General features: G+C 67.3%; 18 protein-coding genes and 1 tRNA gene. 9 read left to right on the top strand and 10 right to left on the bottom strand.

Features of this window, described 5'->3' with window-relative positions; translation table 11 throughout:
- Positions 1–66: 66 nt before the first annotated feature.
- Both C8K36_RS09380 and C8K36_RS09385 read right to left on the bottom strand, forming a co-directional pair.
- The gene (locus C8K36_RS09380; RefSeq protein WP_107984184.1) at positions 67–2,916 is read right to left on the bottom strand and encodes an FtsW/RodA/SpoVE family cell cycle protein; all 2,850 of its coding nucleotides are present in this window, start codon (positions 2,914–2,916) and stop codon (positions 67–69) included.
- Positions 2,913–4,175, bottom strand: coding sequence for a hypothetical protein (locus tag C8K36_RS09385; RefSeq protein ID WP_107984185.1), 1,263 nt, complete (start codon positions 4,173–4,175; stop codon positions 2,913–2,915). The genes C8K36_RS09380 and C8K36_RS09385 overlap by 4 nt, the downstream gene beginning before the upstream one ends.
- Positions 4,176–4,421: 246 nt before the next feature.
- On the opposite strand from C8K36_RS09385, the gene C8K36_RS09390 reads away from it, so the two are divergent.
- On the top strand, positions 4,422–5,996 hold the full coding sequence (locus tag C8K36_RS09390) for an FUSC family protein (RefSeq protein ID WP_107984186.1): 1,575 nt from the start codon (positions 4,422–4,424) through the stop codon (positions 5,994–5,996).
- 58 nt (positions 5,997–6,054) lie between these two features.
- Here C8K36_RS09390 and C8K36_RS09395 read toward each other — a convergent pair whose 3' ends face one another.
- From C8K36_RS09395 to C8K36_RS09405, 3 genes are all read right to left on the bottom strand, one after another.
- Positions 6,055–6,951: a universal stress protein gene (locus tag C8K36_RS09395; RefSeq protein WP_107984187.1), complete on the bottom strand. Its 897-nt coding sequence runs from the start codon at positions 6,949–6,951 to the stop codon at positions 6,055–6,057.
- 141 nt (positions 6,952–7,092) lie between these two features.
- Positions 7,093–8,133: an LLM class F420-dependent oxidoreductase gene (locus C8K36_RS09400; protein WP_107984188.1), complete on the bottom strand. Its 1,041-nt coding sequence runs from the start codon at positions 8,131–8,133 to the stop codon at positions 7,093–7,095.
- A 53-nt stretch (positions 8,134–8,186) separates the two neighbouring features.
- Positions 8,187–9,113 carry a universal stress protein gene (locus tag C8K36_RS09405; RefSeq protein WP_107984189.1) on the bottom strand — a complete coding sequence of 309 codons (927 nt, stop codon included), beginning with the start codon at positions 9,111–9,113 and terminating at the stop codon, positions 8,187–8,189.
- Positions 9,114–9,365: 252 nt separating this feature from the next.
- On the opposite strand from C8K36_RS09405, the gene C8K36_RS09410 reads away from it, so the two are divergent.
- From C8K36_RS09410 to C8K36_RS09430, 5 genes are all read left to right on the top strand, one after another.
- A complete protein-coding gene (locus C8K36_RS09410) occupies positions 9,366–9,812 on the top strand; it encodes an RrF2 family transcriptional regulator (protein ID WP_107984190.1) in 447 nt (148 codons plus the stop codon).
- A gap of 24 nt (positions 9,813–9,836) precedes the next feature.
- Positions 9,837–11,060 carry a globin domain-containing protein gene (locus C8K36_RS09415; RefSeq protein ID WP_107984191.1) on the top strand — a complete coding sequence of 408 codons (1,224 nt, stop codon included), beginning with the start codon at positions 9,837–9,839 and terminating at the stop codon, positions 11,058–11,060.
- Positions 11,061–11,154: 94 nt separating this feature from the next.
- Positions 11,155–12,177 carry a Dyp-type peroxidase gene (locus C8K36_RS09420; RefSeq protein ID WP_107984192.1) on the top strand — a complete coding sequence of 341 codons (1,023 nt, stop codon included), beginning with the start codon at positions 11,155–11,157 and terminating at the stop codon, positions 12,175–12,177.
- Positions 12,174–12,974, top strand: a complete 801-nt coding sequence (locus C8K36_RS09425; protein ID WP_107984193.1) for a family 1 encapsulin nanocompartment shell protein — start codon at positions 12,174–12,176, stop codon at positions 12,972–12,974. The genes C8K36_RS09420 and C8K36_RS09425 overlap by 4 nt, the downstream gene beginning before the upstream one ends.
- A gap of 133 nt (positions 12,975–13,107) precedes the next feature.
- Positions 13,108–13,356, top strand: a complete 249-nt coding sequence (locus tag C8K36_RS09430) for a hypothetical protein (RefSeq protein WP_107984194.1) — start codon at positions 13,108–13,110, stop codon at positions 13,354–13,356.
- Between the two features lie 64 nt (positions 13,357–13,420).
- Here C8K36_RS09430 and C8K36_RS09435 read toward each other — a convergent pair whose 3' ends face one another.
- On the bottom strand, positions 13,421–14,257 hold the full coding sequence (locus C8K36_RS09435; RefSeq protein ID WP_107984195.1) for a M23 family metallopeptidase: 837 nt from the start codon (positions 14,255–14,257) through the stop codon (positions 13,421–13,423).
- Positions 14,258–14,909: 652 nt separating this feature from the next.
- Here C8K36_RS09435 and C8K36_RS09440 point away from each other — a divergent pair.
- The 3 genes from C8K36_RS09440 (at position 14,910) to C8K36_RS09450 (ending at position 16,719) form a co-directional block, all read left to right on the top strand.
- Positions 14,910–14,982, top strand: a tRNA-Arg gene (locus C8K36_RS09440).
- 81 nt (positions 14,983–15,063) lie between these two features.
- Positions 15,064–15,630, top strand: coding sequence for a hypothetical protein (locus C8K36_RS09445; protein ID WP_107984196.1), 567 nt, complete (start codon positions 15,064–15,066; stop codon positions 15,628–15,630).
- 894 nt (positions 15,631–16,524) lie between these two features.
- Complete coding sequence (locus C8K36_RS09450; RefSeq protein ID WP_146176472.1) at positions 16,525–16,719, top strand: hypothetical protein; 195 nt, start codon at positions 16,525–16,527, stop codon at positions 16,717–16,719.
- Here C8K36_RS09450 and C8K36_RS09455 read toward each other — a convergent pair.
- Genes C8K36_RS09455 through C8K36_RS09470 form a run of 4 tightly spaced genes read right to left on the bottom strand, consistent with a single transcriptional unit; the run spans position 16,710 to position 21,482 of the window.
- Complete coding sequence (locus C8K36_RS09455) at positions 16,710–18,692, bottom strand: fibronectin type III domain-containing protein (protein ID WP_107984198.1); 1,983 nt, start codon at positions 18,690–18,692, stop codon at positions 16,710–16,712. The genes C8K36_RS09450 and C8K36_RS09455 overlap by 10 nt on opposite strands.
- Before the next feature lie 18 nt (positions 18,693–18,710).
- The gene (locus tag C8K36_RS09460; RefSeq protein WP_107984199.1) at positions 18,711–19,133 is read right to left on the bottom strand and encodes a hypothetical protein; all 423 of its coding nucleotides are present in this window, start codon (positions 19,131–19,133) and stop codon (positions 18,711–18,713) included.
- Positions 19,133–20,887 carry a hypothetical protein gene (locus C8K36_RS09465; RefSeq protein ID WP_146176473.1) on the bottom strand — a complete coding sequence of 585 codons (1,755 nt, stop codon included), beginning with the start codon at positions 20,885–20,887 and terminating at the stop codon, positions 19,133–19,135. Before C8K36_RS09465 ends, C8K36_RS09460 begins: the two co-directional genes overlap by 1 nt.
- A gap of 10 nt (positions 20,888–20,897) precedes the next feature.
- The gene (locus C8K36_RS09470; protein WP_107984201.1) at positions 20,898–21,482 is read right to left on the bottom strand and encodes a hypothetical protein; all 585 of its coding nucleotides are present in this window, start codon (positions 21,480–21,482) and stop codon (positions 20,898–20,900) included.
- Position 21,483 lies beyond the last annotated feature (1 nt).

Below are 21,483 nucleotides of genomic sequence, written 5' to 3' on the forward strand. Positions count from 1 at the left end.
AATCCGATCACCGCGTCTATCAGTCACCGCGTCGATCAGTCACAGGGTCATCAGTCACCGGGTCGATCACCGCGTGGGTGCCGCCCCCGGTCGCCCCGCCAGGTAGCGCTCCAGGATCGCCTTGACCACGGGACCGGATGTCGCCGAACCGAATCCACCGCCACGAACCAGCGCCGTGACAACGATCTCGGGTGACTCGAACGGCACCACCGCGGAGAACCAGGCGTTGAGACCACCCGGCGCCGACGGATCCTCCGCCGTGCCGGTCTTGGCGCCGGCTGTCACCGGCAGCGTGGCGAGCTGGCCTGCCGTACCTGCCGAGGCCGACGCCCGCATGCCGGCGCGAACGGGACCGAGCTTGTCCGCGAAGGGAAGCCGCTGAGGTTCGCTCGTCGGAATCGGCGCACTGTCGCCGGTCGCGTCGGCAGCGGCGAGTTGTGGGGTGACCATCGCCCCGGTCGCGATGCCGGACGTCCACCGCGCCACCTGCACCGGGGTCGCCGTCACGGTGCCCTGCCCGATGCCCATCAACAGGGTCGATCCCGGGTACCAGGTACCGCCGATGTCGGCGACATTCTCCGGGGTTCCCAGGAACCCCTCCGACTCGCCGGGCAGGTCGATCCCCGATCGGCTGCCCGCTCCGAGCTCTGCGGCGGTCTTCGCCATCCGCTCGGGACCGAGAAGTTCGCCGAGCTTGTAGAAGTACACGTTGTCCGACCACTGGATCGCGCCCAACAGTTTGTTGGGCCCCATCGGCTGCCAGTTCGCGAAGGTGTGCCCGCCGTAGCTGTAGGCGGCGCCGGTCTCGATCACCTGCTCCGGGTCCAGAACCTGATCTTCCTGGTTCGCCGACGCCACGACGATCTTGAAGGTCGAGCCGGGCGGCGCAGCGGTCTGGTAGGCGTGGTTGAGCATCCGGCCGGGCCCGGCCCCCTCGGTCTGGGCGGCCAGCGCGACGGCGTCGACGGGGGGACCGTAGATGTTGTTGTCGTACCCGGGCACGCTGGCGAGCGCGAGCACCCCGCCGGTGCGCGCGTCCATCACGACCGCCGCACCGAGGTCGCCACCGCTGCTGCGGACCGCCTGTGCCAGTGCGTCCGTGGCCAGGGTCTGCAAGCCGATGTCCAGGTGCAGCCGCAGGTTGTGGCCGGGCACCGGATCCACCCGCTCGGCCGGGCCGACCAGGTTGCCGGCCGGGTCGACGTAGACGCACTGCCTGCCGTCGGTGCCACGAAGCAGCGCGTCGTACTGCTTCTCGAGTCCCGCCCTACCGACCCGCGATCCGAGCGCGAGCTGCGGCCAGCGTTCCATGTCCTGCGGATCACCGACACTGACGTAGCCGAGGACGGAGGCGAGCGTGGCGCCGTACGGATAGTGCCGACGCCCGGAGGGTACGACGAGGACGCCGGGGAGTTGCGCGTCGACGATCCGCCGAGCCTGATCGGGGGCGACCCGGCCGACAGCGGCTTGCAGTTCGCCGTCGCCGCGGTCGTCCAGGGTTTTCGTCAGCTGGTCCGAGGTGGCACCGAGCAACGCGGCGAGCGCACCGCGCGAACCGGACTCGTCGTCGAACATTCGACTGACCACCGAGATGGAGTATTCGGGAACGTTGGTCGCCAACGGCACACCGTTCCGGTCGAGGATCTCGCCACGTTCGGCGGGCAGTCGGATGCAGCGAGTCATCTGGGTATCGCTCAACGCGCGCAACTCGGGACCGCGATCGCTCTGCAACTGCCACGCGAACACCGACATCGCGACGAGGAGCGCGGAGACCGCGAGGGACCCGGCAGTGACGCCCCGAGGCCGTCGTCCTCGGGTGGACGGCGGGGCCCACAGTGGCCGGCCGACACCGTCGCGGCGCACCGCGAGCACCAGTCCGATCGAGATGAACCCGACGACCGCGACGGTGCCGCCGTAACTGAAGATCGGGAGCGGCATTCCGGTTTGAGGCAGCACAGACAGGCTCGCACCGATGGACAGCACCGCGTGGATCCCGAACAGACCGCCGACGCCCGCGGCCACGAGCGCGGCTTCCCTTGTCCGGGCGCGTCGCGCAGCGAGCGCGGCACGCCACGTGATCACCAGGCTGGCCGCGATGACCGCGATGCCGGCGAACAGCCCCCACCCGTACACGACGCTCGCGAACGCGAGGTCGTGCTCCGCTTCGGGAAGGTATGCGGCCCTCAGGTCGTAGATGGGGTCTCGCGCCAGACCCCACAGCCCACCGCTGCCGATCGCAATGTCGGCCTGCATCGACGCCCAACCCGATCCGCTCGGATCGGCATCGCTCGATACGAATGTCTGGATCCGTTCGAGCTGGTAGGGGCGCAGGAAGAGCACCGCAATGGGCAGCGCGGCGATCCCCAGTGCGAACAGCGGCATCAGCGGCGCCATCGGCACCCTGGCCAGGACCAGCATCAACAGCGCAATCGCGACGAGCACCACGGCGCTCGACAGGTCGGGCTGCAGAGCAACGAGTGCGACCACGAGACCCGCGATCGCCAGCGCCGCCGTCAACCGGCGGAACGTGTAGCCGCCGGCCAGGATGGTTGCCGACACCATGACCAGACCGAGCTTGGCGATCTCGGACGGCTGGACGGTGAACAGGCCGAAGTCCAGCCACCGCTGCGCGCCCTTCACCGCGACCCCGACGAGCGGCACGGCTGCCAGCATCGCGACCGAGACCCCGAGAGTCACCCACCCGAACCGGGCCAGATTGTTCACGCGCATACGCGAGACGACCCACATCAGGCCGAGCCCGATCACCGTGAAGAACGCGTGCCGGATCGCCTGCGACGTGAGACCGATCGAGACCAGGTTGAGCAGTCCGAGGACCGCGAGAACGATCGCCGCCGCAACGATCCAGGGGTCGGACTCCCGGTCGTGTCCCCGGACCCGACCACCGTCCCCGCTCATCGGCAGACCGCGTTCTCGGCGGGTACGTACAGCGGCGCGGAAGCGGCGACGGCCGGCGCGCTGGTGACCGCGGCGATGCCCAGGGCGGAACTGTCCGGCAGCGTGGTCCGGCTCAGGCCGTACACGCCGTCTCGCCCCGGCTCGGCCGGGATGGTGACGTCACCACCCTCGCGCACCTCACCGGAGCACCGGTCGTAGACGTTCAGCTTCCAGGTGACCGCACCGACCGCCGACGGATCCAGGCGGACGTCCACCCGCACCGCGCACGGCTTGCCGGGGCTGCAGGCGCCGTCGGCGAAACTCGCTGTGACCCCGGAGATCTGGCCCGAGGCTGCGGGAGCACCGGTATCGACCGGCGCGGGCTCGACACCACCGGCCGCGGCCCCGCCCTGATCTGCCGGTTCGGGCGGCGGTGGTGACACCGGATCGATGTGGTTCTGCGCCGCGGGGCTCACGGGATCGAGGAGAGCGTCCCAGCCTCGGCTCAGTTGCTCCCACGCGCGAGGGGCTGCCACGACGAACGCGACGAGAACGACGATCGAGAGGAGGGCGAACATGCCCTGGCGCCGGGACGGCCGTCTCCGACGGAGGTGCCAGGCGCTGCGGACCGGCGGGTACCAACCAATGCTCGTCGCGAGTGACCCGGCGGGCACGGACGGGCCGGACGGGCCGGTCGGCACTTCCCCACCGTCCACCGCCCGACCGTCCACCCGACTGCCCGGCAGGGACCGCAGCAGCGTCGCCCTGACGAGTTCACCGATCTGCCGCCTCCGTCGGGCCTCGCCGACCGCGTCGAGTTCGGGATCGATCACCCGTCGAACCCGACGAATCAGGCTATCCGGATCCGTTGTGCCCGATACCGATTCGTCCAGTAGTTCACCGAAACCCGAACCTCGACAGTTGGCCGCGATACCGCGTATCAAACCGACGATTGCGTCATTCGTCTCGATACGGGATACGACGCCGGTGACCGTCAGCCGTCCGCCGCCGGACACCATGACGGCGTCCTCTCGCAGCGTCACCGGGCGACCCCGGCGAGCACCGGCCAGTTCGACCTGGCCCACCAGGTCCGCGACCAGCTGCGCGGCCTGAGCCGGCGTCAGCCGCGTGACCGCGAGCAATGTCGGCAGCGTGACACCGGCATCGGTGACAACGAGACCGTCGCCGCCCGAGTCGTCGTCGATCGGTTCGGACGGATCCGGTCTGGCCGCGGCGGGCGGGCTACCGCTCGCATCGACTCCCAAGGCTGCTTCGTTCATCGCGCATCCCCGAAACGATCTGCCTCCCGCAGGCGGCAACAGGACCGGAGCGGGCGGGCGGTGGACTGGGCTGGCCGTGCGGACTCCTGTCGAAATCCCTTGCGCCTGTTCGAATCTATTTAACTCCGATCCCGCCCGTCGAGGGGAGGAATCGAGAAGGGCGGCGGGACCAGAACGTCCGTTCGACAGCATTCCTGTTTTGTCTGATTCGATCGCGGCCAGGATCGTTTCGTAACGTAAGGACCCGTGTCGATCGAAGCCCCTCCCCCGATTCCCACACCGGCGCGGCCCTGGCCCGCGCTGGTGCGCGTGCCACGGGACGGCCGACGCTGGCCGGGCACGGCACGAGCGGCCGTGGCCGTCGCCCTCCCCGGCCTGATCGGCGTCGCACTCGGCCACGATCTGTCCGCCGCAACTGCAGCCCTCGGCGCCTTCGCCGTCGTGTACGGGGAGGGCCGTCCCTATCGGGTGCGCTGGCGGGCGGTCTCGGTCGCGGCAGGCGTGATGGTGGTCGCGGCGGCCCTCGGTGCCGCGGTCGGCAGCGCGGTCCACGACGCGGCGTCTGCCGGCGGGTCGGCGCTGTGGCCCATGGCCCTGGTGCTCGCGATGTCGGCGTTCGTCGCCGTGGCGGCCTTCGTGGTCGACGCGCTCCGGATCGGGGCACCGGGCGCGTTCCTCCCGTTGCTCGCGGTCGAGATCGCGTCGGCGCTGCCCGCGGCCGGCGTCCCCGTCGGCCGGATCGTGGTCTGGACCGCGGTCGGCGGGGCCAGCGCTCTTATCGTGGCGATGTCGGGCTGCATGGTCCGGCCCCGCACCCCCGAACGCGGGGCGGTCGCGTCGACGATTGCCGCCGTCGATGCCTTGGACCGCGCCCGGGACTCGACAGCACGACGCCACGCGGCGGTGAAGGCCGTCCATGCCGCCTGGCAGTGCCTGCACGACGCTGGGATCGCCGGCCAGGACCACCCGCTGACCCGGGAGCTGCTCGAGGCCCAGGATCGCTGCGTCACGCTGCTGCACGGCACGGTGACGACGCTCGACGCCGACGGTGAGGATCTGTCGCGGCGGGTTCCCTCGCCACGCCCGACCGTTCGGTTCCGGTTGGCGCGAGCGACGCCCCTGCGAGGCAGGTCGGCTCTCATCGTCGTGCGCCTGCTCGTGGCATGCCCCGTGGCCGGCGCGGTCGCGATGGGTCTGGGTGTCGCCCGGCCGGACTGGGCCGTGATCACCGCGGCGATGATCCTGCACCAGGGCCCGGACCGGATCCTGGGGACATACCGGGCGGTGCATCGCTTCGCAGGGACCGTGCTGGGACTGGTCGCTCTCGCGGCGTTGGTGCCGATCGATCCGACCGGCGCCGCCCTGATCCTCGTGCTGGCCGCGGCGATGGCCGGAATCCAGGCCTACCTCGTGCGCAACTACGGGCTGGCCATGGTGTTCATCACGATCCTCGCCCTGCTGCTCGGCGGCCTCGGATCACCGGACCATCTGACCGGCGTGACCCGGGACCGTCTGCTCGAGACGCTGATCGGGGTCGTCGTCGCCGTCGTGGTGCTGTGGATGGTGCTGCCCGCGTCGTACCGCAGGATCCTCGACGACGCCGACCGCCGGGTCGCCACGACCGTCGACCGCCTCGAGGCCACGCGGGACCGGTGCGAGGCACGCGAACTGTACCGTGGGCTCGAGTTCGACCTGCATTCGGCGACGACGGCCGCGCTGGTGGCCGCGCACAACGACCCGGAGTGGACCGAGACCCGGTGGGCGCGCCACCACGCGCTCAACGAGTCGGGCTATCGGGCGCTGGCACTGTCCGGAACCTGACGGAGAACGACACCGGGACCGCGCGGCGAGCCACGCGGTCCCGGGACGAGCGTCGAATCTAGGTGCCCGACGGCACGATCAGCACGGGGCAGTCCGCGGTGTGCAGCATCGCGCGACTGGTCGATCCCAGCAGCATGCCTTTGAAGCCGCCGCGGCCACGGGTACCGACCACGATCAGCTGCGCCTGCTCGGCGAACTCGCTGAGCACGCGCACGGGCCGGTCCCGGGCGACGACGCGCTGGACGGTGACATCGGGGTACTGCTCCTGCCAGCCGGCGACGCGCTCGGCCAGCACCACTTCCTCACCGGTCTGGATGCGGCTCCAGTGCGGGTCGTCGGGGGTGGCGCCGAGGGAGGGCTGCACGCTGACGTCGCTCCAGACGTTGACCGCGATGAGGGTGGCGCCTCGCATCGCGGCTTCCTCGAACGCGGCGGCCACCGCCGGCTTGCACGACTCGGAGCCGTCGATGCCGACGACGACGGGGCCCTGCGCGGGCGGGCGCCCGTCGAGGGTGCGACCGCGGACCACGGCGACCGGGCACGCGGCGTGTGCGGCCACCGAGGCCGTCACGGAGCCGACGACCAGTCCGGTGATCTCGCCGTGCCCGTGCGAGCCGAGGACCACCATCCACGCGTGCTCGGACACGTCGATCAGCAGCGGCGCGGGCCGACCCTCGAGTTCCTCGGTCGTGATCTCGATGGACACACCGTCGTCGACGGACTGCTTCGCCAGCACCTGAGCGCTGTCGAGGCGGGCGCGGGCGGTGTCGTGCAGTTCGTCCTGGAAGCTGCGTGCCAGGTAGGGCTCGGAGTAGTAGAACGCCGGGATGTGCACGGCGGTGACGATGTGCAGGCGGCGCTGGTGGACGGCTGCGGCACGGGCCGCCCACACCACCGCGTTCGATGCCGCCTCGGAACCGTCGACGGCGACGACGATCGCATCTGTTGCGTTCATGAATTCAGCTTCTCCTTCACACCGAGGTGTGTTCGGGGACCGGTCGAAGACCATTGTCGCGATTTCTGTCCCTCGCCGTGTAGGTCTTCGGTCCCCGGCGAGCCGTGACGCTCGGCACGTCACGGCCTGCCGGGTCGTCCGTCAGTCGACGATCCCGCGCAGCTTCTCGATCAGCGCCACCCGCCCGGCTCGGTCCGCGGCCAACGGCATCACGTTGAGAGTGGTGACACCGGCAGCGGCGAAGGCCGCGACACGTTCCTTGACGAAGCTCTCGGTACCGATCAGGGAGATGGCCCGCGCAAGTTCGTCGGGCACGGCAGCGGTGGCCTCGTCCTTCTTTCCCGCCAGGTACAGGTCCTGAATCTTCTCGGCCTCCTCCTCGTAGCCGTAGCGGCACGCGAGGTCGTTGTAGAAGTTCTTGCCCTTGGCGCCCATGCCGCCGATGTACAGCGCCAGATTGGGCTTGATCCACTCCAGCATCGGCTCGACGTCGTCGCCGATGGCCAGCGCCGGGCTCGCGTAGATCTGCAGGTCGCCGAGGCTCGGATCGCGCTTCGCGGTACCCGCCGCGAGTGCGTCACCCCACACCGACTGCGCCTTCTCCGGGTGGAAGAAGATGGGCTCCCAGCCCTCCGCGATCTCCGCCGTCAGCGCCACGTTCTTGGGGCCGAGCGACGCGATGACGATCGGGATACGCTCGCGCACAGGGTGATTGATCAGCTTGAGCGGCTTACCCAGACCCGTCCCCCGATCGGCGGGCAGCGGGACCTGGTAGTACTTGCCCTGGTACTGCACCTTCTCGCGACGCCACACCTGGCGGCAGATGTCGACGAGTTCGCGGGTGCGGCCCAGCGGGGCGTCGTACTTGACGCCGTGGAAGCCCTCGATCACCTGCGGCCCCGACGCGCCGATGCCCATGACGAAGCGGCCGTTCGAGACGTAGTCCAGCCCGGCCGCCGTCATCGCCGTGAGGCTCGGGGTACGGGTGTAGATCTGGAAGATGCCCGACGCCAATTCGATCGTCGACGTCTTGGCGGCCAGGAAGCCCAACTGGCTGACGGCGTCGAACGAGTACGCCTCGGGGACGAAGACGATGTCCAGGCCGGCGCGCTCGAGGTCGCCGACCTCCTCGACGGTCTCGGCGAAACCGCCGCTGTAGTTCAAGCCCATACCGATGCGCACTTCGGCGACCCCATTCCGTATTACCTGTGACGGACGTTACGACGAAATGGACTCTACGACCGCTCGGGCCGAACCACCATCACGGGGCACTGCGCCTTCTGAACCAGCTCGTTGCTCGTCGACCCCAGCAACAGTCCCCGGAATCCGCCACGGCCGCGGCTGCCCACGACCACCAGCTGAGCCTTCTGCGACCAGGCCAGCAGATGGGTGCGGGGGCCGTCGATGTACAGCTCGCGCTGGACGTCGACGTCGGGATAGCGATTGCACCAGCCGGCGAGACGCTCGGAGAGCACCTCACGCTCGGTGTCCTCGAAGCTGCGCGGATCGCGGATACCGCTGCGACCGCCCGCGAGGGTTCCGTGCGGGGTGTCGCTCCAGGCGTGGACCGCGATCAGTGGGACGCCGCGCAGCGCCGCCTCCTCGAAGGCGACCGAGATGGCCCGCTCACTCGTGGGGCTGCCGTCGATGCCCACGACGACCGGGCCCTCACTCGGAACCTGGCCGTCGCGCTGATGCACCACGACGACGGGGCACACGCCGTGACTGGCGGCGTTGACAGCGGTGGAGCCGATGCCGCCGGCGGCGCCGCTGCCGGACGCACCGAGGACGAGCGCGCGCGAGTCCTCGGAGAGGGACACGAGCCACCGGGCCCCACCCATCGTGGAGATCTCGGTGGACACGTCCAGATCGGCGGAGACCTTCTTCGCGACCTCGGCGGCACGGCCGAGGATCTCCTTGCCCTCGTCCTCCATCCAGTCGTAGATGCCCGCGACGTCGAGGTACGGGGCCCCGTAGGTGTAGGGCGAGAAGTTGAGGGCGTGGATGATCCGCAGCGACAGGTTGCGCTCGGCGCACATCCGCGCGGCCCAGACGACAGCCGCCTCCGCGGCGTCCGATCCGTCGACGCCCACGATCACGGAGTTCGCGTCCCGTGCGGTCGACGGCTCCTTGATGCCCTTCTCCGTGCCCTCTGCGGTCATCCCGCTCACCCTCTTCCGTTTGCGACGAATCGGTGCGGCATTCGAGGTCGATCCAGCCTCGGATCGATCCGATCGAGGTGCCGCCTTCGACGTTAGTCACTCGGAGGGGTTTCCGTGGGGGTGCGAGGGTCCCGAGTAGTTCGGGACCAAAGTCCCGTTCGCGCGGGGCCAAGGTCGGGACTTCGGATTCGGATACGCGACCCGCGTCACATTTAATTGGAATCTTGGATTCCAATTTCCTACGGTCGAGTCATGCAGCTGACGCAGTTCACCGATCTGGGCCTGCGGATCGTGATGCGCCTGGCAACCGGCCAGGCCGGGTCCGCCGCGCCCAACACGCGGACGATCGCCGATCAGCTGGCCGTCTCGTACACCCACGCAACCAAAGTGGTTGCGCGGCTGAGCGAGCTCGGCGTGGTGACCACCCGGCGCGGACGCGGTGGAGGACTCGCCATCACCGAACTGGGCCGCACCGCCTCGGTGGGGTGGCTGACACGTCAACTCGAAGGCGACGGCGAGGTCGTCACGTGCGAGGGCGACAAACCGTGCCCGCTGCGCAACGGGTGCCGACTGCGGTCGGCGCTGCGCGGCGCCCAGGACGCGTTCTACACCGCGCTCGACGCGATGACCGTCCGCGACCTCACCACCCACACAACCGTGCTGCCGACACCCGTCGTGCCGGCAGTGACCGAACCGTAAAACCCCGACCGACAGGAGAATCCGATGCTCTCGGAGGCCTCGAAGGAAACCGTCCGCGCCACGCTGCCCGCCGTCGGCGCCGCGATCGGCGACATCACGCCGCTGTTCTACCGCAAGATGTTCGACGCCCACCCGGAGCTCGAGCGGAACCTGTTCAACCGGGGCAACCAGAGCCAGGGCGAGCAGCAGAAGGCCCTCGCCGGCGCCATCGCCGCGTTCGCGACGCTGCAACTCGACCCCGATCCGGAGCGGGTCCAAACGATCCTGTCCCGAATCGCGCACAAGCACGCATCCCTCGGGATCACCGCCGACCAGTACTGGATCGTGCACAAGTACCTGTTCGAGGCCATCGTCGAGGTCCTCGGCGAGGCCGTCACGCCCGAGGTGGCCTCGGCGTGGGACGAGGTCTACTGGCTGATGGCCAACACCCTCATCGCGATGGAAGCCGGGCTGTACGAGCAGGCCGGCGTCGAGGCGGGCGACGTGTGGCGCGCAGTGCGGGTGGCCCGACGCGAGCACCAGTCGGCGGACACCGTCTCCTTCACGCTCCAGTCGGTCGACGGCTCCGTGCTTCCGACGTTCGCGCCAGGACAGTACATCTCGGTCGCCGTACACCTGCCCGACGGAGCCCGACAGATCCGGCAGTACAGCCTCGCGTGCGGGCCCACCGACGCCCAGTGGCGGATCACCGTCAAGCGCATCGCCGCCCACCCGCTCCCCGACGGCTCTGCCGCGCCCGCAGGTGAGGTGTCGAACTTCCTGTACGACAATGTCTTCGAGGGAGACGAACTCGCCGCATCGCTGCCGTTCGGCGATTTGGTCCTGCCGAACGACGACGCACCACTGCTGCTCGTCTCCGCCGGGATCGGCTGCACGCCGATGATCGGCATGCTCGACCACCTCGCGACCACCGGCGACCCGCGTCGCATCTCGGTGCTGCACGCCGACCGTTCCGCGGCGCAGCACGCGCACCGCGCGGAACTCACCGAGCTGGTCGACCGACTGCCGTCGGGCGTGATGCACCGCTGGTACGAGGACCTCGGCGCGCGCGAGGCGTTCACCGGAACCCGACTGGGCCGTGCGGATCTGACCGACGTCACCGTCGAACCGGGCACGCGCGCCTTCCTGTGCGGCCCGCTCCCGTTCATGCTGGCGATGAAGGAATCCCTCATCGCCCGCGACGTGCCGGAGGAGAACATCCACTACGAGGTGTTCGGACCCGACAGCTGGGCCGGCGCCACCGCGTAGTCACTCCCGACAGCGACCACGGCCGTCGGCGACATCACGTCGCCGACGGCCGTGGTTCGTGGGCGTGGCCGGGGCGAGTGTTCTAACGTGAGGTGTGGCCCGACCCCAGTTGATCCTGTCGCCGCTGACACCCGCGGCGATCTTCCTCGTGCTCACCATCGACGAGGGGGGTGAGGACACCGTTCGCGACCTGCTCTCCGACGTCGACGGCCTGCGCAAGGCCGTCGGATTCCGAGTGCCCGATTCGGGATTGGTATGCGTCGCGTCGATCGGTTCGTCCGCGTGGGGCCGCCTGTTCGACGGCCCCCGGCCGGCCGAACTGCACGAGTTCGTCGAACTCGACGGCGGACGGCACCGCGCACCCGCGACGCCGGGCGACCTGCTCTTCCACCTGCGCGCGGTGTCGATGGATCTCTGCTTCGAACTCGCGTCCAAGATCATGGGACGGCTGCGCGGCGCCGCGACCGTCGTCGACGAGACGCACGGCTTCCGCTACTTCGAACAGCGCGACCTGCTCGGGTTCGTCGACGGCACCGAGAACCCGGAGGACGTCGAGGCGGCCGAGGCCGCACTCATCGGCGACGAGGATCCCGATTTCCTCGGCGGCAGCTACGTGATCGTGCAGAAGTACCTGCACGACATGGCCTCCTGGAACGCGATCTCCACCGAGGAGCAGGAGCGCGTCATCGGCCGCACCAAGCTCGACGACATCGAATTCGCCGACGACGTCAAACCGTCCAATTCCCATGTCGCCCTGAACACCATCACCGACGAGAACGGCGACGAGCGGCAGATCCTGCGCGTCAACATGCCGTTCGGCAGCCTCGGTGACGACGAGTTCGGTACGTACTTCATCGGATATGCGGCCACCCCCTCGGTCACCGAGGAGATGCTGCGCAACATGTTCATCGGCAAGCCCGAGGGCAACACCGATCGCATCCTCGACTTCTCCACGGCCGTCACCGGCGGCCTGTTCTTCTCCCCCACCGTCGAGTTCTTCGACGACCTCCCACCGGCGCCGGGGATCCGGCAGTCCGGCACCGAAGACACGAGCCCGTCTCCCGCCGCTGACGGATCACTCGGAATTGGCAGTCTGAGAAGGAGTTCCACACGATGAACAACCTCTACCGCGGTCTGGCCCCCATCACCGACGCCGCGTGGGCGTCGATCGAAGAAGAGGCGACGCGAACCTTCAAGCGGCACATCGCAGGACGCACCGTCGTCGACGTCTCCGGACCGCACGGCACCGACTTCTCCGCGGTCGGACTGGGACGCACCACCGCGATCGACTCACCCGCTACCGGCGTGCAGGCACGCCAGCGGCGCGTCGCCCCGCTCGTGGAACTGAGGGTGCCGTTCACGCTGTCGCGCGAGGAGATCGACAACGTCGAGCGCGGCGCGCAGGACGCCGACTGGGATGCGGTCAAGGACGCCGCGAAGAAGATCGCGTTCGCCGAGGACCGCGCGATCTTCGAGGGCTACGCCGCCGCGGGCATCGAGGGCATCCGTGCGAGCGCGTCGAATCCGCCGCTGCAGTTGCCCGAGGACGTCCGCGACGTGCCCGAGGTCATCAGCCAGGCTCTGTCAGAACTGCGCCTGGCCGGTGTGGACGGCCCGTACTCGGTGCTGCTCAGCGCCGAGGCGTACACGCTGGTGAGCGAGACGTCGGATCACGGCTACCCGATCCGCGAGCACATCCGTCGACTCATCGACGGCGACATCATCTGGGCGCCCGCCATCGACGGCGCGTTCGTGCTGACCACCCGTGGCGGCGACTTCGACCTCCAGATCGGGCAGGACCTCTCGATCGGCTACCTGTCGCACGATTCCGAGACCGTCGAGCTGTACTTCCAGGAGTCGCTGACATTCCTCACCTACACGGGCGAGGCCTCGGTCGCCCTGTCGGCGCGCTGACCCGGCCCGGAGTTGTTGCTCACACGAACGAAACAAGGGTTGACAGCGAAGCAGGAGCGAAGGCTAACCTAAACTTCGTCGCCTGAACGGCGACGGAGGTCCCGGACGGCCGGGGACGTGAGGAGCAGCTTTCGTGATCGACGACCTGATCGAACTCGCCCATTCCCAGAATGTCGTGCGCGAGATGCTGCCCAGCCCCGACGGGTGCGACGAGTACGTTCTCGCGTGCGCCGACGGCGTGACGACGATCCGGCTGTGGGTGCGCTCCGACGGCAAGTTCTCACGGGCGTTCGGCAACGCGGGATCACTGAGCCTCGGCCAGGTCATGACCGTATGCGGCCTCTCCTACTCGGCGCGGCAGGCTGCCGCCCCGGCCGCCTGAACAGCGACTCGAACAAGAAAGTCCCCGCCCACCGGGCGGGGACTTCTTCGTTCTGTAGGTCCGACTACATGGTGGCGGATGCGCCGCGCCACGTGACCGCCACGCCACGCTCTTCGAGCCACGCCGACGGATCGACCTTGGCGCCGTTCGCGCTCCACACCTCGAAGTGGAGGTGCGGGCCGGTGGACTGGCCGCGGTTGCCGACCGTGGCGATCTGCTGACCGGCGACCACGTGCTGGCCGACGCGCACCTGGTAGTCGTTGACGTGGCCGTAGACGGTGGTGGTGCCGTCGTCGTGCTTGACGCGCACCCACAGGCCGAAGCCGGACGCGGGACCGGCGTCGACGACGACACCGTCTGCCGCAGCGTGGACCGGGGTGCCGATCGGCGCCGCGATGTCGAGACCGCCGTGATGGCTGCCCCAGCGCGGGCCGAAGTCGGAGGTCAGCGTGCCGGAGACGGGCTTCACGGCGCGCGCCTGGGGCTGGCCCACCGAACCGAAGGCCGCCTCGGCCGCGGCCGTGAGGTTGTCGACGACGTCCTGCACCTGCGCAAGCTCGGTCGGGATCTCGACCGCCTTGGCCGCCTGGATCAGTTCCTGCGCGGAGGGCAGCACCGGCGCGGCGGGGAGGGCGGGAAGCTGGAACTGCGGGAGCGGGGGCAGTTCGAGACCCGCGGGCAGGAGGCCGGCAGGGATCTGGAGCGGAGCCGGTTCGGCGGCGGCGCTGCCTGCCCCCAGCTGGGCACCGGCGGTGAGGATGGCGCCCGTCGCGGCGGCAACCGTCGCGGCCTTCAGGCCTGCGCCGGGACCGGAGGTCTCACAGCGATGACGCCCGCGCGGAGCGACCGGATCGAAGTCGATGATCACAGCATCAGCTGACGTCCGGTTATGGCGTCCCACAGTCACTTACCTCGTTAATCGGTTTCTTCGGCCGCACACTCCGGAGTGCACTCGATCTTGCTGCCGAGCCAAGGTAACAAATCTATATACGGCTCCGCCAGCGTTACCTGATCTTTATCTTCGGGGTTTCTGCGTAGACGCTGGGAGCGCAGGTCGATCACGTCTCGGTGCGGTTCGGCTTCCGGGCGTGTCATCCGCCTACCGTCACGTGAGTGGCGACAGTGTTCGAGCGGACACGACTCCCAGTGGGTCTTGCTGTGGTCGGAGTGGGGCTACCTCCGTCCGGGTTCGCGCCGGCTCGGCGTCGCCTACACCCTGATCGCGACCAGATACGACGAGTGAGCACCCCTGCCCGGCGACGTTCCTGGCCGCCGGGCCCGGCGCGACGGTCCACATGTGTGTTCGACCCGCCCGTCGCATGAGGACCCGACCGATTCATCGCAGGCCCCTTCCGGCGGCTACACTCCCTAACTGCGGAACAGCGCGAACTCGGTTCGCACCCCGCCCCCGCCCTCGTAGCTCAGGGGATAGAGCACGGCTCTCCTAAAGCCGGGCGGGACCGCCATCTACCTGCGCAAACATTCGCCGCGTGGAGCAAACGTGGAGCAGGGATGGGTCGAAGAGATTCATCGGGTAGGCTCACCGACTGCCAGCCTTCGTAGCTCAGGGGATAGAGCAACCCTCTCCTAAAGGGTAGGTCGCAGGTTCGAATCCTGCCGAGGGCACACAAGCCTGTTCAGGCCGTTCTCTTTTGGTGAACCGTTCAGTCTGGTATGTGTCATGGGACTGATCGAGGGGATCCCGCCATGACGTACACGCCGCCACCGCCGAACTACTACCCACCGCAGCAGTGGCCGCCACCGCAACCGCCAAAGAAGAAGGGGCATTGGCTGCCGTCCATCTTCGCCGCGATCGGTGTTGTCGCAGTCGCACTGTTCTTGGCGAACGCGTTCGGACTATTGGATGAGGGGCAAGGCGGCGAATCTGCGCCGGCCTTGATCAAGGCGGATGTCACCGACACCGATAAGTCCGTCTACGAGAGCGTCACTGATCGCGACTACGCGGTGATCGCCAAGAATCCCGACCCCCACCGAGGCCGCAAAGTCATCATCTATGGCGACGTGTTCCAGGCTGACTCCCGGATCGGCGAGAATGACATCAAGATCAATGCGAGGGGTGAAGGGAACACCTTGTTCTTCGAGCAGAACACTCACATTGTTGGGTCGTCTGATACGTTCCGCGATGTGGTGGAGGGCGATGAGGTGAAGGTGTGGGCGACTGTGCTGGGCGAGTATGAGTACACGTCGTTGAGTGATAAGCAGATTCGGGTGCCGATGCTTCAGGCGAACATGATTGAAGTCATCCCCAACTAACTCGCACACACGTTCGAACCACCTGCTACCCTCAACACGTGCCTGAGGGAAGCGGGCACACGGGCAGAGGGACACCCAGAAGGCAGGTTGGGGGTGTCCCTTACTCGTGTTCGTGGTCGAGTAGCCACTGCTGGTGTTCGGCTTCCCATTGTGCGATGTCCCAGAGTTCATCCATGCAGGGTTGGACGCGTGCGGTGGTGTGTGGGTTCCCTGGAATGCAGAAAAAGGCCCCCACTCCTCGCGTTGAGGGTGGGGGCCTTCTGGTTGGGTCGGCGGTTAGTGACTTGCTAAGGACCGCCGGTGCCTGCACGGTGGTGGGAAACCCCGCTGCGGGCGCTTCAGCGCCTGCGGCGGGGTTTTTGGGTTGGGCAAAGACCTATCGCTGGTCGGGCGATGGTGGGACGCTTGGCGCGGCCGGGTCGGATGTGCGCTGCAGGGGGCTGCACATCTGGTCCGGCCTTCACCCGGCAATTACAGCCCAAAGGCGGGCCCGCCTTCGTTACCGTCTACTCCGCGACGCCCGATTCCCTCCGCGACGCCCGATTCCCTCCTCGAAGCCCGATTCCATCCTCGAGATCGGGTCCGCTCGAGATCGGGCGTCGCACTCATTGCGGATTGGCTGCGGAACAGCGGATGGACCGCGTGCGGCGAGTGCGCCCCTTACCGTTTGAACGGCGCCGTCCGATCCGCCCACCCCGGACCGGGCGGCGCTCACCACGCCGATGCGACCGACAGAGCGCGGGTTACGAGCCGGCGCGTGAGCGATAACGGGCGGTCGCAGGGTGGGGAACTAAACCTTCCGGCATCACAAATCGCTGCCCGCGGCCATACAAATCCGACCGTTCAGTCGGGTCGGTATTGGCAGCCGCGCCGCGATGATGCATGATCCCCGTCATGAGCAACGACGCACTGCGGCTTCTGCAGCTTCAGAAGGAGTTCCAGGACCGCGAGACGGCCACGTCGCTGGCCCAGATGTACTCACGCACGGACTGGTCGCCGCGATCGGAAGAGGAGATCGCCGTGGAGTACGCGGCGACCCTTCGCCGGCTGCTCTCCTCCGCCGAAGCGATTGACTCGGGTCAGCTGTAGAAGCTTGAGTACAGCGACCTGATTGCAGCTCGCTGTGAAGCGTCTGCCGCGTACGGAAGGATCTCCAGCGCGGCCACATCCATCTGTGTGAACGTGGACGGTGTCGACCCAGAGAACGCAGCCAAGCGGATACCTACCCCCGCGTTCGCCCCGGCATCGCCGACGGTCTCGACACCATCGATCGCCAGCACCGATGACGCGCCATTGAAGACGACGATCGCGGTATGCCATGCGGTATCGGGGACGGCCGGAGGCGCGGACGTGAGTGCCGTTCCTGCGTTGATCTGGTAGTTCGTGGCGCCCGCCGGTAGCGTCGAAAACGAGTTGCCGCCAGTGCCGGTTCCGGTGGACCCGACGAGCATCCGATTCGCTTGCGGGGTTCCTTGCAGTCGATACCGCAAGACCCGAGTGTGGGGCTGCGTGCCGGCGAACGAGGAATGGTGAAGCATGTCGTCGATGCCGTCGAACCTGACGAACCGCACCCCGCTCTCCGATGCCACGACCGGTCGGGCCGCGCCGCCCGAGTTCGCGAGGTTCAGGCCGGACACGGCGGAAGGCCAGGACGCCAGCAGGTCAGCATCGGTCAGCCCGGCCGCGAGCCACGATTGCGATGCGCCAGAAAGCGGCGGGATCACCGCGGCGTTCGGCGTTCCGGTGACCACATCGGACCAGGGCCCGTAACCGACACCGTTGGCTGCCCTGACCCGCACCTCGTGCGCGGTGCCATTCGCCAGGCTGGTAATCGCCGAACTCGTTGCGGTCGAGGACTGCGACGTCCAGGCAGTTTGGCCGACCGCCCGGTAGTTGAGTTCGTAGCTGGTAGGGGCAGGAGAGCTTGCAGGCTTAGTCCAGGAGACGAGCAACGTCTTCGAGGCCCCACTGACGACCACTCCGGTCACCTGCCCCGGGGCCGTTGGGATGGCTTTGCCCGGCGCGATCCAGTCACGCCGGGCGAGCTGCTGCTCGAAGAACGATGCCATCAGTGGGTGCACGGTCTTGGCGAGGTGGATCGTGTCGCCCGGCACCATGAGCTGCGGCGGAATCGTGTCATTTGCGATCGCGGTCTGGTCGCCAGCGGTGGGAGTGAGCCCGAGGTCCGTGATGGCGCGCTCGACGAGGTACTTCCGGAGGTCCACGAACTGCAGCGGATACTTGCTGGCCAGCTCGGCGTTGATGGCGGTGATGGTCGTGTGGCCGGGAGTCCCGCGAGTCTCTGCTGTGGAAGTCGTGGTGCCCCAGAGCAGGAACCTGCGCACCGTGGGAGCGAGATGGTCCACGAGGCGCTGGGTGCCTTTGATGACGTGCTCGGCCACCGACGCGTCGGAGCCCTTCACGTCGTAGGAGACGTTGTTGCGGCCGACTCCGAGAATGAGAGTCGACCACCGGTCGATCTGCGTGTCCACGATGAACGGGGCGGAACCCGAGACCGGCACCACTGAACCGGCGTTCGTGCGGGTGAATGTGAGGTCGGTGGTGGCCGTGGTGGTGCGCGTGAGCGTGCCCGGCACGCCCGCGAGTGAGCCGGTGAAGGTCCACGTCCGATTCGGCCGCCAACCCACACCCGCAGGAATATTCACCGTCACAGCGCCGGACGCCGGTATCGAGCCGCCCGCGACCGTGCACTGCAAGACCAGCGCACCGACGTGAATCCCGATCTCATCGACGGTCATCCCGGAGCGACCAAGGTTGACGATCGTCGCGCCCGAGTCCAGATCGGCGAGCTTCGCGGGCCACGCATCGCTGATCGACCAGTCGCCGCCGCTGTCGTAGCCGCGGGTTAGGGAGTCCCCGACCGTGGCCTTCGCGCTCTTCAGGGACAGGGTGACACCTTCAGCGGGGGCATAAGTGGAGTTAAGGTGCGCTTCCAACTCCGGAGGATTCACCTTCTTCCCCACCGGATCGAACTGCGCCTTCGAACCCAGCAGCGCCTTCACACGCCCCTCAAGCTCATCAACAATCGGATTACCAGCCATCAAAAACTCCCATCAAAATCAGGCCACAAACGCTTCAAGGAACGTCACCGCCCCAGACTCCACAACCGCCCAAGAGGCCTGCGCAGTACGAATCCGCACCGACAACACATCCCCCTCCACCACAGCCACATTCGGCACCGACACCGTCAGCGAGGAACCAACAATCGAGGCGTTCGTCAACCCCAAAATCTCCACACCATTGAGAGTCAGCGACAAACCCCAGTTGTTGCTTGTCGTCACCGTGCGAGTTACCTGAGCACGCACAGTCACCGTCGCAGCGTCAGGCACCAGAATCCCGCTCACATGCGCCACATCCGGGAACCCGCTGTCGGGCAGCCAGTTCTGGATCACCAAATCGGCACCGGTAGCCGTCGGCGTGTACCGGCCATTCTTGACGACCCGCCACGGAGGAGGCGTACGGAACGCCCGCACAATCGACATCACAGATACCGCCCCCGAACAACCGCAGCGAGCACCCTGCCCGGAGACGCCCCAAGCGCAGACACGTACACCGTCAGCCGATCATTCGTCGCGAACGTTGCATTCACGCCCGAAGCCACACCAGTCCGAGCAAAATCCGTACCCGGTCCATCCGCCTGGTTCGCCACCGACACCGACAGATTGGTGCCGCTGATCTGCGCGTTGTTCTTACGCAACTCCACCAGCGTGGTGCTGCCAGCGTCGCTCGTCCCGAACTGGTAGAGCACGGTGTCGATCACACACGGCCTCGGAACCGGCACACCCACAATCAGATCCCCCGAACCGACCTTTCGCGTGCTCGAACTGTGCACAATCACCAACTCGAACGGCACACCCGACAACTTGCTGAAATCGATTCCCGCGTTCGCCGCAACATCCGAGCCAGGAATACCACCCGCCGGCTTCTGGTACGCCGTGTCAGCGCGATCCACCGAATCCTTCAGCGCCGTAACAAGCTTGTCCCGCGACACATTGCCGTTCGCAAGCTTGTCCAACGTTACCGCCGAAGATGCGAGCTTGTCAGACGACACCGACCCAAACCCCAACTTAGAGTTCGTGACCGCACCATCCTGCAAATCGCCAGCCGCAATCGAGCCATCCACAATCTTCGAACTATCAACCGAGTTCGCGCCCAGCTTCCCCAGAGTGACCGCGCCATCCTGAAGCTTCACCGTGGACACCGAACCATCAGCAGGCGCACCAGCCCAGCCAGCAGCAGCCTGCTCCGACGCCAACGCAGCAGCCGCCGAAACCGCCGCCTCACCAGCCTTCGTAGTCGCAGTCCCCGCGGCAGACTGCGCCTCCCCCGCCTTCACGACGGCCACCTGCCTCGACTGATCCGCCGACTCCGCAGCAGTCGTAGCAACCGCCGCCCCATCCAACGAATCATCACGAGCCGCAGACGCTTCCGCCGCCTTCAACTGCGCAACCTCAGCCGAAGTCACAGCAACAGTCGCACCATCCAACGAATCCTCGCGAGCAGCAACAGCCTCAGCAGCCTTAGACTGCGCAACCTCAGCAGACGTAGCCGCAACCGCCGCACCATCAAGCGAATCATTCCGCGCCGCAACAGCCTCGCCAGCCTTCTCGACAGCAGTCGCCGCAGACACACCAGCCGACAACTCAGACGCCCGCGCAGCATCCGCAGCCTCACCCAAATCAGCCAACGCCTGCAAACTAACCGGCGGCAAATCCGACACCGGATCCGTATCCACCGAAAACACCAGCGACGAACCCTCAACCCGCACCCCAGACACCGAATCGCCCTGAGGCCCACGAGTCACACCAGGCGCCGGCGAACCCGGAACCGGAAACTCATTCGCCAAATCCACCACCGTGCCAGGCACAGCCGGAATCTCCAACGGACGCAACACCACACGCTCATTGCGCACCCGCAAGTCCACAAACTCGACCCGATAGAACGCCGCCTGCGGACTAGTCCACTCATCCAATGCGGGAAGCTTCACGAACTTCTTCCCACGATGCGACAGGTCACCATTCGAGTCGAGCGGCACATCAAACTGCTGCACCACACGAATCGTCGGACCATTCGGATGATGCGGCATCAACACCGCATCCCGAGTATTCAACTGGAGCGTGAACCGGACAGTACCGGTAACCCCAACCTCATCCGGGTCATCGTCCGGGTCCATCCCATCCGGAATGAACGCACTGATGTTGCCCTTCACAGTCACATACTTCAATGGGTGCGTCACAGCATCCCCCTCACTTATACAAGCCAATCCAAGGGGCGCGATCACCCACGGTCATCGACTGAAACGTCAACGTCGAAGGCGGCGAAGTCACCGACGCCTGCCGCACCTGCAACCCATACGGGGCACGAACCGGCAACACACCCGCGCGCTGACCAACAGACGGCGCAGAACCCGAACCCGAAGTCGCCCAGGACAACCCCAGCACCACCAGATCGCCAACCTCGACCTGAACCGGCACACCAAAGCTGCCCGACACCTCACCAACCGCTGACGCCGCATGAGACACCAAATCATTCGTCGCCCCACGCAACCGAAACACGCCCGGCGCAGACTCCACATACAGGGACAACACCAACCGCGACCCCGTACCGCCCCGACCAAACAGACACGTCGCACCCTCAAACGGGCCAGCAGTACTCACCCGCGCCAAATGAAAATAGGTGCCACCCGAACCCAACTCCGCCGGCGAAGCAGCGAACTGCGGATACGTCACCTCGCACGCATCCACCCCACCCATCCACAACGGCGGAAACTGCCCGTTCAACGTCCGGGCAGACACACGGGCAGCCTCCACCAAATCCCTATTGAGAGCCATG

This window comes from Rhodococcus sp. OK519 (assembly GCF_003051005.1).
In the GTDB taxonomy this organism is placed as follows: domain Bacteria; phylum Actinomycetota; class Actinomycetes; order Mycobacteriales; family Mycobacteriaceae; genus Prescottella.

Excerpts from the sequence above, each read along its gene's own strand:
- C8K36_RS09380 (WP_107984184.1), bottom strand. The coding sequence starts at position 2,916 with ATGAGCGGGGACGGTGGTCGGGTCCGGGGACACGACCGGGAGTCCGAC.
- C8K36_RS09385 (WP_107984185.1), bottom strand. The coding sequence starts at position 4,175 with ATGAACGAAGCAGCCTTGGGAGTCGATGCGAGCGGTAGCCCGCCCGCC.
- C8K36_RS09395 (WP_107984187.1), bottom strand. The coding sequence starts at position 6,951 with ATGAACGCAACAGATGCGATCGTCGTCGCCGTCGACGGTTCCGAGGCG.
- C8K36_RS09405 (WP_107984189.1), bottom strand. The coding sequence starts at position 9,113 with ATGACCGCAGAGGGCACGGAGAAGGGCATCAAGGAGCCGTCGACCGCA.
- C8K36_RS09410 (WP_107984190.1), top strand. The coding sequence starts at position 9,366 with ATGCAGCTGACGCAGTTCACCGATCTGGGCCTGCGGATCGTGATGCGC.
- C8K36_RS09415 (WP_107984191.1), top strand. The coding sequence starts at position 9,837 with ATGCTCTCGGAGGCCTCGAAGGAAACCGTCCGCGCCACGCTGCCCGCC.
- C8K36_RS09425 (WP_107984193.1), top strand. The coding sequence starts at position 12,174 with ATGAACAACCTCTACCGCGGTCTGGCCCCCATCACCGACGCCGCGTGG.
- C8K36_RS09445 (WP_107984196.1), top strand. The coding sequence starts at position 15,064 with ATGACGTACACGCCGCCACCGCCGAACTACTACCCACCGCAGCAGTGG.
- C8K36_RS09450 (WP_146176472.1), top strand. The coding sequence starts at position 16,525 with ATGAGCAACGACGCACTGCGGCTTCTGCAGCTTCAGAAGGAGTTCCAG.
- C8K36_RS09455 (WP_107984198.1), bottom strand. The coding sequence starts at position 18,692 with ATGGCTGGTAATCCGATTGTTGATGAGCTTGAGGGGCGTGTGAAGGCG.
- C8K36_RS09460 (WP_107984199.1), bottom strand. The coding sequence starts at position 19,133 with ATGTCGATTGTGCGGGCGTTCCGTACGCCTCCTCCGTGGCGGGTCGTC.
- C8K36_RS09470 (WP_107984201.1), bottom strand. The coding sequence starts at position 21,482 with ATGGCTCTCAATAGGGATTTGGTGGAGGCTGCCCGTGTGTCTGCCCGG.